Origin of the sequence: Streptomyces sp. NPDC014733, from assembly GCF_043083385.1 — a bacterium.
In the GTDB taxonomy this organism is placed as follows: domain Bacteria; phylum Actinomycetota; class Actinomycetes; order Streptomycetales; family Streptomycetaceae; genus Streptomyces.
The window spans coordinates 1-12659 of record NZ_JBIBYO010000030.1 but is presented as its reverse complement, the minus strand read 5'-3'; the positions used below and the strand labels follow the sequence as shown (position 1 = coordinate 12659).

Genomic DNA, 12659 nt, shown 5'->3' with positions numbered 1-12659 from the left:
CCGCGATCTGGCACAACCGAGCCACCGGACAACCGATCACACGATCCCTGACCGCCTACGACCACTGACCACCACTTCGGACTTACTCATCTAGGCCCCCTGGCCGCCGCGTCCCCGGCCACCTGGGACGCCTGCCACATCGGCGCCGCAGCCCGCGAACGCGCCCGCCAGCAACTCCTCGCCGACCTTGAAGAGAACCGCCGCCGCGCGGCCAGCGCACTGGCCGCATCCCGCTCCCTTGTCGGAACCCTCAAAGACGACCTCGCCGCCGCCGACCGCGAACAGACCAGCCCCGACCCGACACCCTGGCGCACCGCCGAAGACACCGCCGCCGCCACTGCCGCCGAGGCCGAAGCCAAGAACGCCGCCGCCCACGACACCGCCCAGACCGCCGCGGCCGCGGAGGGGCACCGGCAGTCCACCTCACGCACCGCGGAGCAGGCATGCAAAGACGCGTGCCTCCCCATGAGCCAGCAGGCCGTGGAAGCCGCCCGGACACTGTGCACCGAGCTCACTGGACACACCACCACCACGACGATCGCCACGAAGTCCGCGATCGCAGCCACCCGCACCCTGCACACAGCCCACGAGCACGCAGCCAGCGCCCAGGCCGAGGCCGCCCATGCACACCGCACACTTACCAGTGCACGGCAAGCCGCACACGAAACGGAACAGGACCGCAGGAACCTCCCGAGCGAGCTCGGCCTCGTGTGCCCGGCCCAGGAGGCAGCGGGCCGAGCCCACCAGCTCGCGCAGGAGGCAGCGAAGGAAGCGACCGCAGCCGAGGAAACGCTGGGCCGGCACACGAGCCAGCTAAGCGCAGCCACCTCCCGCCTGCGCTCCGCAGCGCACAACGCCTTCGCCGGACTCCCAGTGGAAGCCAAGGCCCTTGAGCGCTACCGCAACCGCCTGCAGGCGCTCATCGCCTCGCTCAGCAGCTGGGGCGACGCCGCCCTGCACGCCCAGTTCGCCGCCCAGACCGCAGCAGGAAGCCTCAGCAGCGAAGCCGCCGCCAAAGACCAGGCCGAACGGCTGCGCCGACGCGCCGCCGACGACCAACGGGCCGCCGACCAGGCACGCCATCGTCACAGCGAGGAGGTACGCCAGCATGAGCGCCCGTACCAACAGTTGTCCGCCGAACTCGAACGACGCCTCAGAGAACAGAGCGACCTGGACAGCCGCCTCACGGAGCGCAGAGCCGCCGACCAGCAGGCCCGCCTCGACCACTCCCGCAAGGGAGACGAGTCCCGAGACCGCACAGACCGCCTCGAGGCGGCCGGAGAGAGACGAGCAGCAGCCCTGAGCCAGCTGCAGGCACTGTTCGACCACGGCCTGGTCACCGAACTCGCAGATAGCGAAAGCCTCCACCGCCCCGAACCCGAGGACGCCCTCCACATCGCACAAGCCCTCCTCGAGCAGCGGGGCCTCGACGACACACCGGCCCCAGAGCAGGCAGCCGCGGTCGAAAGCGAGGCCAGGGCGCAACTCGACCGCCGTATCAGGCACAACCTCAGCAGGCCCTCGGCCACGGCGGCGAAACCGGCACCACGCAAACCCACATCCAGCCCCTCGGCGCCATCCTGGAGGGCCTCGCACACACCATCACCAGGCTGGAAAACGACTTCAGCGAACAGGTGCAGAACGAGGTCAAGGGCGTCGTCTTCTCCGAACTGCGCAGAGACATCAACACCCGGATCGACACGGCACGCAGCATCGTCGAAGACATCACCCGAACCATCGACGGAGTCCGGACCGGCGTAGCCAACGTCGGCATCCGCCTCCAATGGCTGCCCAAGGACGACGCAGTCGCCAGCGAGGCACTCAAACTCATCCAGCAAGCCGACCTCGCAGGCGACTTCGACCGCATGTACGACTTCTTCGTCGAACAGCTCAAGAACGAAGAGGCCAACTACCCCACGTGGGCCAAGCGCGTGGAGCACGTCTTCAACTACCGCAACTGGTTCACATGGGACATCGCGCTCACCCACAACGACTTCCGCGACGACCCCGCCAGCGACACGGAGGTCTTCCGCAACCTCACCCCCCGCAACAACCCCCTCGCAAGCCTTTCCGGAGGGGAGAAGCGACTGGTCACCATGCTGCCGCTCCTCGCAGCAGCACACGCCTTCTACTCCACCAAGGACTACGAGGGACCCCACATGGTCTTCATCGACGAACTCGACGCCGCCCTCGACTCAAGCAACCTCCGCAAACTCCTTGAACTCCTACGGACCTGGGACTTCGACGCCGTCGTCACCCTGCCCTCCATGCGGCCGCTTCTGGTCGCCGAGACCCAGTCGATCGGCATCCACCGCATCCACAAGACCCGCACCGCCCGCTACACCATCCCGAGCATCTGGACCGGCACCGGCACACCGCACACCACCCGCATCCGCGCAGACATCCCCACACCGCGCCCCCACGAGCAGCCCGAACCCGAGGGGAGCGCCTGATGCCCAGCGACCTCCACGACCCCGACATCCGGCCCCTGTGGCAGTCACTGGCCGACCGCCTGGCCCAAGGAGCCGACCCCGCCACCATCAAGACCGTCACCGTCCCCCTCAGCCGCCCCGCCAGAGCGCGCATCGCAGGCTGGCTCGCCCACACCGCAAGCACAGGACGCATCCGGCCGCTCCGCGACGGCGGCAAAGGCACAACGATTCCCGTGCCCCGGGTCCTGGCCGCCCTCGGACGCACACACCACGACCTGCGCGACCTCATCGAAAACGCAGGCATCCACATCCCCGACACCGCCAACACGCGAACGGCGGCCCGCCTCCTGCGCGCAGAGATCGACTCGCACGCCGCGCACGCCCTGCCCGACGCCCCACTCCTCACCGAGCGCCTGCGCTCCTACGGCATCAGCGAAGACACCCTCACGGAAAGACGCTTCCTCATCGACGCCCTCGCACGCGCCCGTGCACTCCTCCCGCTGCCGAGGCCGCTGTCACTGGCCCGCCTCGCCCACCACTGCGCGGTCGACCCCCACTACTTCGACCTCAACGACCACGGCCGCGGCGCACTACTCGTCCTCCTGGCCCGCGACCTCCTGAACGCAGGACAGCCCGACACACCGGCGGCCGAGCGCGCCCTCCTGGCACGGCTCGGCGTCGTCGCCGACCGCCTGTCCCAGACCGTCCTGCTGCTCAACGTCCGGGCCGTCGGCGACGGCCCCACCGACCGAGCGCTCAACCTCGCCTACAAGGACCGGCGCCCCGTCCACCTCACACTGCACGACCTCACCGCGCACCCGCCGACCCTCGAGGCCAGCCAACGGCTGCTCATTGTCGAGAATGTCTCCCTCATCGACGAAGCACTCGAACGCGGCGTCACCAGACCGCTCGCCTGCACCAGAGGAACCCTCAGCGCCGTCGACCACACACTGCTCGCCCTCACGCGCGACGCGGGCCTCGCCGTCGAGTACGCCGGGGACCACGACCCCTGGGGCCATGCCATTGCCGCAGCGGTCCACCAGCGATACCACGCCACACCCGTCGCCATGGACACCGCAGCGCACCGCAGCGCCACTGACACCGAGCCCGGCTGGAGCTGGCCGCTGCGAGCCGGCAGCGGAGCAGGCGACCATGAGCCTCCCGGCGGCCGCAGCGGCGTCGAGGGCAGGATCTACCAGGAGAACAGCGCCATCGTCGACATGCTGCTCGGCCCCAGCACGTCCGACCCCCTGCACCCCGATATCAGCCGCGAAGTACCGGTCGCGCAGCGCCCAGCCGGGACCGCGGCCCCCGGCTGCACGTGACCGCGGGGACCGCGTACCGGGCCAACGAGTCATGCTGCCTCCGCGGCTGGGCTGGCTGGAGGCCAGCTTCCTCGCGCACAATGCCCCAGACCAGAGGGAGATACCGCCCGGCCACGCCGCAGGGCTGCCCCGCACGGCCAGGGTGGGACAGCCCTGCTCAGCCCTCGCCCAGACTGCTGCCCGGCGCCTCCGCCCCGACCGGGAAGAAGCCGAAGCGGTGGTCTTGGGGATCACGGGTGAACAGGTACACCTGTGCGTCCCGCGCGATGTCGGAGGGCGGGTCGCTGTTCTCCACGACAATCGCCTGCCCGGCGAAGCGGTGGAACAGGTCGCGGTAGAAGTAGTCAATGACGCTGTCGGGCAAGTTCTCGTCGTCGGTGCGCCGCGTACCGCCGGGCTGGCGGTAGGTGACCAGGGGGGAGTCGAGGATGACGAAGCCGGGATGGGGGTGTTCCTTGTCCAGGCCGTACTCGGCCAGCGAGACGGCGAACGCGGCATGCAGCACCGCCCGCATTCCCTTGCCGTGGCCGGCACGGGCACGATCGCCCACGAACAGCTCCGCGGTGTACTGGTCGTAGGACACGCCGTGCAGACGGATCTGCCAGGCCTCGACAGTGCGCTCGATGGCGCGGTCGAACGCCGCGACAGTACCTGCCGGGATGCTGCCGGTGGGGCGGCCGCCGGGGACGGCCCCGTCAGCGACCAGCCCGGCACGTACCTCTTCGAGCTCCTGGATCCGCTGGTGCAGCCCGAGCTCCTTCTCGACCCGGGAGCGAGCCGCCATCGCTTCCGCCGCCTGGCCCTCCACGGGACGCAACTCCTCCTCGATGCGTGCGATCTCGAGGTCGGCCCGGCTGCTCTGCGCCGCGCTGTCCTGCCGCTGCCCGGCGAGCTCCTCGCGCTGTATCCGCAGACCGTCGATGGTCAGGTGAAGGTCGGACAGCAGGTGACGGGTCTTGGTGTTCTCGGCCGTGACCGCCGCGTGCAGGGCGGTCGTCTCCTGCAGGTCGTGCCCCGCCGTCTGGTGTGCGGGGTCTGCGCCGCAGAACACGCACGGGCCCGTGCGGAAGTACCCCAGCAGTCCGCCCGCTTCATTGACCATCGCCAGGCGGGCGAGGTCGGACTCGTACTGGCTTCGCAGCAGCCCGAAGCGCCCGAGCAGGTCGTCGATCTCTGCCAGGCGCTGGTCGTACTGGCCGAGAGTGACGGCGAGTCCCGCTCCGCGGGCCACGGCCTCGGCGTGCCGTGAGGAGATCTCCCGCAGCGACGACGCGATGGTGTCCTGGTATCCGAGAAGGCGCCGCAGCTGCTCCGCCAGCTCGCCCTCGTTGCCGCCCTGCGGGTCGAGCTGGCGCTGCAGGTCAAGGACCAGCTGGTCCAGCAGCCCGATCTTGCCCTTCTGCAGCCGTCGCTGGGCCGCGTTGGGCCGGGCGTCGGCCGCCGGTTCGCCGTGTCCGGTCAGGAGCAGCTTCAGCACGGACTTGTGGGCCGTCTGCCCGCTGGCGCCGGTGGAGCGCAGGACAGGCGACACCTTGGACACCATCCGCGTCTCGCTGACCAGGCACAGGTGCAGCAGGTCGCGGAACCCCAGAGCCTTGGTGCCGCCGGTGTCATTCGTCGCGATCAGAGCGCCCTCGAGCCCGAGCCTGCCCAAGAGGTAGCGGGAGATGTTGTTCGAGCCCCTGGTACTCACGCTCAGCTCGAAGTCCGCCGCCCGGTAGACAAGGTCCCGCACGTCGGCGTTGAAGACGCCGACCCGGCTGGACTGGGGGCCCCGGACGAGGGTGACGACGCTACTGTCGGGGAGCTCCAAGCCGAGCAGGATCTGCGAGTACCCCTCGGCCTCGGGGATCAGGCTGAGCTTGCGCGCCCCCAGCATGTAGTCGATGGCCTCGGTAACGAACGACTTTCCAGTGTCCGAGGCGCCGTAGATCACGGTCAACTTCGGGTCGAAGACGACCTGCGCCCTCTCCCGGTCGGCGCCGGCAAAAGTCAGGTGTAGAAGCCGGATGCTAGGCATGGTCACTTCCCGGGGAAGGCAGTTGTGAGTCGAAGTCGCGGGCCCACCGGTCGGTGATGGCCCGTGTCGCAGCGCGGACATCAAGTTGGGGCGTCGACTGGGCGGCGACTACCCATGTCGCCCTGTCCCTCAACGCGCCGACGTAGGGCGCCTCGAGGATGTCGACGAACCCAGGGCCCTCCTCGCTCGCCCGGTACAGCAGGCCATCCGCGGTGGGCTCCACGTCGGCCAGCCCGGCCCGCATCAGCACGAGCAGGCCTTGCTCCACCAGGTACCGCCTCATCGCAAGCTCCCCCGGCCCGGCCGGCAGCGAGGGGTGAAGACTGGGCGGCCCGTCCAGTTCGCCGCTGTGCAGCATGACGTGGTCCAGGTACACCAGCCGGGCCACGTCCAGCGGCTCGGGGAACGCCGCCGTGAGCAGGACCAGGGTGCGCATACCGACCTCGAGAGGGCTGTTCAGGGGGTTCACAGCTCCTCCTGGACCCACGTGAGGCGGTCGTCGTTGGCGAGCTGGTGGCAGATGCCCTTGCGGTCGTCCGGGTCCACCACCTGCAGCAGCACGTTGGTTCCCAGCTCCATGATCCTGGCGGCCGCGAGCACGGCCTTGAGCCGCTCGTAGCCGGTTTCGAAGTCGTCCTCCTCGACTTCCGCGACCCCGCTGTACACGGCGTTCTGCAAGGACTCGAACGTGCCTGGGGGGACGCTGTCCCGCGCGAAGATGCGCAGCTGCTCGGCGCGGTAGAAGGCCTCCCGCTGCCTTTGCAGGTTCCGTCCCGCCTTCGGGTGCGCGTGTGCCGCGTCTGGCGAGGAAGGGAGGCATCCCCACTTTTCGTAGTAGACGTCGAGGAGCTGCTGGACGTAGCGGGCTTCCTCAGGCGCATGCTCGGCGGGTGCCGGAAGGCGGGCTGGTCTGTCAGGCAGAGGGGAACCGAACCGTCTGACATGATGGGGGGTCGTGGCGTGCTGTTCGAGGATCTTGTCGAGGTTGCCGGCCTCGAACCGCGAGAAGTCCGACTGACGGGCGACGTCCAGAGCCCGCTCCAGAGTGCCGTTGCTGTACTCCTCGGTGAGTTTCGCCCTGTTCTTCTCTGCCCACTCGAAGAAGCCTGAGCGGAGAGTCGAGGGTTTCGCCAGAAGCTGGATGAAAGAGGCGCCGACCTTTGGGGCGACGAAGATGTACCGCTCAGGCAGCATCCGGTACTGCCGTTCAGCAACCGCAGAGTGGATCTTGAGAATCTCCGGGTACGCGGCGGCAGCGCCGATCGCCCTGTCATAGTGCTTGCACTGGAAGCAGTGCCAGGGGCCGTCGGTCTTCTCCTGGGTCAGGAACGCCGCGATGTCCGCGCCACGATCGTTGGATCCCCCCATGCGTACCACGTCCACGTAGTCGGCCTCCTTGAGCGCGATCACCCACTCGTAAATGAACTCCTCCCAGCCGTCGGCCGAGTGGTGCACCAGGATCTGCTTGGGCGTCAGCGCGGGAGGCATAGCCATCATGGGGGAGACCACTGTCACTGGGGCCTGCGACGGCTTCGGCAGCTCGGAAAACAGAGGCTCAGCGTGGAACGCAGACGACCACCCCGACGTGCTCATTGATCCCCCGGTCGCGCATCAAGTGGAACCCCAAACCCAGACGTTCCTATCACCATCTCCACACCAGGGACAGAGGGGGTTCAGCCAGACACCGCCACGACGGCGCCGCCACAGGCCTCCACCCACCGGCGACAGGAACCGGTGCCGGAGCCGACGGCCGTTGACCCGGCCCTGACCACCATGTGCCTGGCGCCTTCGCTGAGAGCCCCCGTGACATCTGCCGTGCCCTGTGCAGGGCTGTCGTGTGGGGGAGTAGCCCCGTTCCTCCCGGTGCTGCACACCCCCGGCCACACGCCGCTGACCAGGCCGCACACCGGGCCAGCCCGCCCAGCCCTTCAACCGCGCGTCTGCAGGCTGGGGCCTGTGCGGCATGATGTCCCGCATGGTCCCCCCGGTCGACTCCCCCCTCTCCCACCACCCCGAGCTGCGCCCGGACCAGGTGCAGGGGCTGGGGGCGGTCGTACGACATCTGCGCCGGCCGGGCTCGCGTGCGCTGTACGTCGCGGCGACGGGGACGGGCAAGACGCTGGTGTCGGTCAGGGCCGCGGACGAACTCGGCGCACGTCTGGTGCTGGTCGTCGTACCCACGCTGGACCTTGCCGCGCAGACCGCGCTCGCCTGGCGCCGCGACGGCCACCTGGAGCACATGGTGGTCGTGTCGTCGATGGACGCCGCAGGCCATGACGCCCTGGCCGCCCGCAGGGTCGGCTCGACCAGCAGCCCCGAGGCACTGGCCGCGCTCATGTCGGTCGTGGGGGACAGGGACGACCAACTCCCCGCGTTGACAGTGGTCTCCACCTACGACTCGCTCGACAAGATCGAGGCGACGCAGCACACCCGCTACACCGTGCCGCCCTTCGATCTCGCCATCATGGACGAGGCACACCGCATCGCCGGCCGCGCAGACAAGAAGTGGGCCGTCATCAACGACGGCAGCCGCATCCACGCAGACCGCCGCCTCTACATGACCGCCACCCCGCGTAGCTTCGCCGCCCCCGACCTCACCGACTCCGCGAGCACCGCCCGCCGCCGGCCGCGCACCACACCCGAGCCGGACGCGGACGCGGCGGCGAACAGCATGGAAAACGAAGCCGTCTACGGAAAGAAGGTCTTCGAGTACCCCCTAGCGCAGGCCATCGCCGACGACGTGGCCGCGGACTACCGCATCGTGGTCCCCACCGTCACCGACACCGAGCTCCGCGCCCGCCTCAACCTCCCTGCCCCTGGCACAGCCACAAGCTTTGGTTCGGAACCCGAGGATGCGCTGCGCACCACCGCACTCCACCTCGCCGTCCTGAACGCCATGGCGAAGCACTCCATGCGTCGGGTCCTGGTCTTCTTCCACCTCGTCGAAGACTCCATCCGATTCGCCCGCGAACTGCCCCACACCCTGCGCCGCCTCCGCAAAGCCGACCCCGACTGCTTCCCCGGCCTTGACCCAGACGTCTTCTTCGTCCACGGCGACCACACCGCCGACGAACGCTCCGACATCTTCGCCCGGTTCGCTGCCTCACCGCGCGCGATCCTCACCAACGCCAAGGTGATCGCCGAAGGCATCGACATCCCCAGCGTCGACGCCGTCGTCTTCGCCGACCCCACCAGCAGCATCATCCGCTGCGTCCAGGGCCTCGGCCGCGCCCTGCGCCTGGATGTCTCCGGCAAGACCGCCAGCCTCATCGTCCCCGTCTACATCCCGCCCAGCGACGACCCCGAGAACATCCTTGGCACCGCCTACGAACCCGTCTGGGCCATCACCACCGCCTTGGCCAGCCACGACCACCGCATCCTCGAACGCCTCCCCAACAAAACCAACCGCCTCACCACCGAGACCAGCCGCCTCATCCAGCACCGCTGGCACTTCGACTACACGACCCACCCCGAACGCATCGCCCGCGCCATGGACCTCATCGCGTTCAACCCCCACGGTGCCCTCACCCGCACCCGCCGCGAAGGCCTCGTCTCCGCCCAGGCGTTCAACGACACCTACGGCCACCTCGACGTCCCCGCCGACCACACCGACCCGGCAGGCTTTGAACTCGGCCGCTTCATCACCACCATGCGCGACGCGTACACCGCCAGCCGCCTGGAAGCGGACTGGATCGCCGAACTCGACGCCCTGAACATGATCTGGGACAAGCACGCCGCCGCCTGGCGCGCCCGTCTGACCGCGGCCAGCGACTACCACGCCGCCCACGGCCACCTGGCTGCCCCCGCCACCACCAAAATCGGCGCCTGGCTCGCCGAACAACGCCACCTCGCCACCAAAGACCAACTGGCCCCGGCGCGTGCCGCCAACCTTGCCGCACTCGATCCTCACTGGCGCCTACCCCATGGTGCTGACTGGCACCGCAAGTACCACCTGCTCCACGGCCATCTCGCTGCCGGCCACGACCCGGCTGCCCTCTCCCACGACACCCTGCTCGGCACGGTGAAGATTGGCGCCTGGCTGCACCGCCAGCTCACCACCTGGCACACCCTCCACCCCGACCAGCAGCGACTCCTGTCCGACCTCGGCCTGACCCACGACAACAATTCGCTGGCCCCTACCCGCCGCACCCGCCGCTCCTTTGAACAGGCTGCTCAGCTCCTGGAACTCTTTCTCCATCGCGAAGGCCGCGCCCCCACCGCCCGCGAGTCGATCCGCGTCGACGGCGAAACCGTCAGAATCGGAGCCTGGCTCGCCAAGGCCCGCACCAAGCACCGCGCCGACCAACTCCCCGACGAGCACGTCCGCCTGGTCGCCGCCCTGTTCGACGGCGACTGGACCGAAGACACCACTGTTCCCGCCACCCTGGCCTGACGCACACATACACGAGTCCACGCCTACGCGGCCAGCCTCACGAAGGCACAGGAGTGGGGTGGCGGACCCGCGCAACGTGCGAGGGAGCGCCGGTTCACCTATCCGCCTGCGGCATCCTGCAAGGAGGGCTCCTCTGGCCGGAGGTCCTCCGTCGATGGCGAGGTGGGTGCCTCGGTCGTCCGTGAGCACGGTGACACCGCGGCCCTCAGGTCGTCCAGCGCCCACGCGGACCCGGTGTCGCGAACATAAGGGTGCCGAGCCCGGGTGTTACGACGCCTCCTGCCTTAGGGAGGCGTCGTACACATCCCGCAGCCGAGCGTTTCAGCGCGGTCCCGAGTGGGGCTCGGCTGTCGCATCTGCGGCTGGCGGGCTCGGAGCGAGGCCAGTTCGCTGCCTGAAGCGCTGCCTGACGCTGCGCGCTGCGACCAGCGTGAGTGCTGCCGCAAGGCTCGCTAGATATTCGGCTGTGGCTGCGCGGAGAATGTTCACTGGCCGGCCGCCGGCACCGGGGCGAACGGGCTTGCCGCAGCACGGTGGCGCAGTCCCAGTCGTCTCAGCTTGCGGCGCACTCGGTTGCCGAACGCATCCGGATCGTCGGCGCCGCTCAGAGCCGCGGCCTGGGCCCATGTCACACGCTGCGCACCGTAGGCCATGGCTACGGCTCTCTCCGTGGGTGTCAGCTCCGCGAGCACGGCAAGGACGCGGCCCTCGTCCACCTCGCCATGCAACAGGCCGTTCTCCGGGCGCCGGTCATCGCTGACGACATCTCTTACGGACACTTCCGACGAGACCGGGGCCTCCAGCAGCCGTACTGTGCGGCCGCCGGATTTTCGCTCCCAGAGCGGCTGCAGACAGCGATGTTCCCGTTCGGTATGCCAGTGGAGCAGCTCCATGATCTCTGCATCGCCGCTCAGGCGCTGGCCAAGAGCCTCAACCCAGTCACCCAGCAGGGCCATCTCCACGGCCGCGCGCCACGCGTGCGGTCGGCCAAGACTGAGCCACGGCCGAGGTGCGCCACCGGCCCAGCGCCGCGCGGTGGCAACTCTCCTTGCCCTGGGCGATCCGGTCCTGCTGCGAGGCATGGGCGTTGGCCATGTGCGCGGCACGCGATGCCTCGGCCCGGGTGGTTTCCGCCCGGTCTGCTTCGGCCACGGCATCGTGGGGGAACTGGCCGGCGAGCTCCCGAACCGTCTCGGCGAACAGGCCCATCTGGTGTGCCGCCCGAGCTTGCCGCACGGCCTGCTGCTGCCACTGGTCACATTCGGCTTGAGCCTGCGCCGCGGCGCGCAGGGCGGCCGCCTGCCACCCCAGCCAGCTCCTTCAGCCCAGCGGGCGCTGGCAGCTGACTACGGGAGCACTGTGATGTGCTGCAAGTTCGCCCCAAGTGCCAAGGACGCAGCCGGTTCCATTGCGATGGTGCAGCTATGAGGTGGTTGTGTACCTAGCTGTCGTCAGGGCGGATTGGCAGGTGTCCACTGAGGGGCCGCGCTCTGTGAGACGGTTCAGAAACGGGTGGGCGGGATCTGAGGGAGGGGCCGCCGCAGCAAACGGGACAGGACGAAGAAACGGATCCATCAAAATTTTTTCATGAAGGAAGCACCTCGAGAAAGCGCGAGCTCCATCCCCTATCGTCCGGACCCAAAACGGATCCATTCCCCCACAACGGCCTGCGAGCCAGCGTCAAAAAGGAGGTTGCACGGGTTGTTGAGAGGAAGCAGGTGGCACTCCAGGACCTTCGACATTAGCACCCAGCTTGTCGAGCCTTGACCGGATCGCGCTGAGCTGACGCCCAAAGAACTCCGCGAGCTCCTCGACACTGCTCCCCGTGTCATGCATGTCCAACAGACGTTCGTCATCCTCCGCAGACCACCTCTGATACGCATTGCGATACCGCTTCCGCACATCCTCCACCGTGTACTTACGGGAGTCTGCAACGGCATGCTCCCCCTGCATCTCCACCGAAGCCAAGACTTCGACGGGATAGCTACAGACCTCAACCCCCTTCAACCAGAAGGTTGCTGTCTTACCCTCAAAAGTCATCACATCCGCCTCAACTTCCAAGGCCCGACGCATGACATCAGGGTCATGAGGATCAGCAAGGAAGTCCGTGAATCGTAAGCGCACCGTAGAACCAACCATGGTTGCGATCATGCCGAACATCACCCTACCCGGAAGGCAGTTTGGCTAATCGACACCGCAGCATGACGAACCGTCAACCATGGGCAGCACCCTTCCCTGTAGCCAGCCGGCCCCGCTTGCGGGGCCTAGGCAGGGGAGCGAAGCGGACCTGCCCAGTCGAGGCCGCAAACGTGGCCTCGACAAGTGCCCTGCAACGCAGGGCACTTAACTGGTGGGGATCCGCAACGCGGATCCCCACCGCCGGCTTGCCGGCGTCTTAGCCACGCTATGCGTGGCCCGATCCGCTACGCGGATCGGTTCAGTGCCCGCAACGCGGGCACTTTCGTTGAGAGATCGCGCAGCATCTCTTA

General features: G+C 68.4%; 10 protein-coding genes. 4 read left to right on the top strand and 6 right to left on the bottom strand.

Annotation, left to right across the window (positions count from 1 at the left end; genetic code table 11):
• Nucleotides 1-813: 813 nt before the first annotated feature.
• Nucleotides 814-1506 (bottom strand): hypothetical protein, encoded by a 693-nt coding sequence (locus ACF1BH_RS30795; protein WP_391647720.1) that lies wholly within the window; start codon nt 1504-1506, stop codon nt 814-816.
• A 128-nt stretch (nt 1507-1634) separates the two neighbouring features.
• Between ACF1BH_RS30795 and ACF1BH_RS30790 the strand changes: the two genes are divergently transcribed.
• Nucleotides 1635-2453 (top strand): SbcC/MukB-like Walker B domain-containing protein, encoded by an 819-nt coding sequence (locus ACF1BH_RS30790; protein ID WP_391647719.1) that lies wholly within the window; start codon nt 1635-1637, stop codon nt 2451-2453.
• Complete coding sequence (locus ACF1BH_RS30785; RefSeq protein ID WP_391647718.1) at nt 2453-3757, top strand: DUF2399 domain-containing protein; 1305 nt, start codon at nt 2453-2455, stop codon at nt 3755-3757. Before ACF1BH_RS30790 ends, ACF1BH_RS30785 begins: the two co-directional genes overlap by 1 nt.
• A gap of 157 nt (nt 3758-3914) precedes the next feature.
• Here the strand turns inward: ACF1BH_RS30785 and ACF1BH_RS30780 are convergent, their stop codons facing one another.
• The 3 genes from ACF1BH_RS30780 to ACF1BH_RS30770 are packed head-to-tail and all read right to left on the bottom strand — an operon-like array spanning nt 3915 to nt 7265.
• Nucleotides 3915-5777, bottom strand: coding sequence for a hypothetical protein (locus ACF1BH_RS30780; RefSeq protein ID WP_391647716.1), 1863 nt, complete (start codon nt 5775-5777; stop codon nt 3915-3917).
• Nucleotides 5770-6246, bottom strand: coding sequence for an ABC-three component system middle component 2 (locus tag ACF1BH_RS30775; RefSeq protein WP_391647715.1), 477 nt, complete (start codon nt 6244-6246; stop codon nt 5770-5772). The genes ACF1BH_RS30780 and ACF1BH_RS30775 overlap by 8 nt, the downstream gene beginning before the upstream one ends.
• A complete protein-coding gene (locus ACF1BH_RS30770; RefSeq protein WP_391647714.1) occupies nt 6243-7265 on the bottom strand; it encodes an ABC-three component system protein in 1023 nt (340 codons plus the stop codon). Before ACF1BH_RS30770 ends, ACF1BH_RS30775 begins: the two co-directional genes overlap by 4 nt.
• A 487-nt stretch (nt 7266-7752) precedes the next feature.
• Between ACF1BH_RS30770 and ACF1BH_RS30765 the strand changes: the two genes are divergently transcribed.
• The gene (locus ACF1BH_RS30765) at nt 7753-10170 is read left to right on the top strand and encodes a Helicase associated domain protein (RefSeq protein WP_391647713.1); all 2418 of its coding nucleotides are present in this window, start codon (nt 7753-7755) and stop codon (nt 10168-10170) included.
• Nucleotides 10171-10655: 485 nt separating this feature from the next.
• On the opposite strand, the gene ACF1BH_RS30760 is transcribed toward ACF1BH_RS30765, so the two are convergent.
• A complete protein-coding gene (locus ACF1BH_RS30760) occupies nt 10656-11132 on the bottom strand; it encodes a hypothetical protein (protein ID WP_391647712.1) in 477 nt (158 codons plus the stop codon).
• A gap of 73 nt (nt 11133-11205) precedes the next feature.
• Here ACF1BH_RS30760 and ACF1BH_RS30755 point away from each other — a divergent pair, with 73 nt between their 5' ends.
• Nucleotides 11206-11598, top strand: coding sequence for a hypothetical protein (locus ACF1BH_RS30755; RefSeq protein ID WP_391647711.1), 393 nt, complete (start codon nt 11206-11208; stop codon nt 11596-11598).
• A 252-nt stretch (nt 11599-11850) separates the two neighbouring features.
• On the opposite strand, the gene ACF1BH_RS30750 is transcribed toward ACF1BH_RS30755, so the two are convergent.
• Nucleotides 11851-12321 carry a hypothetical protein gene (locus ACF1BH_RS30750; RefSeq protein WP_391647710.1) on the bottom strand — a complete coding sequence of 157 codons (471 nt, stop codon included), beginning with the start codon at nt 12319-12321 and terminating at the stop codon, nt 11851-11853.
• Nucleotides 12322-12659 lie beyond the last annotated feature (338 nt).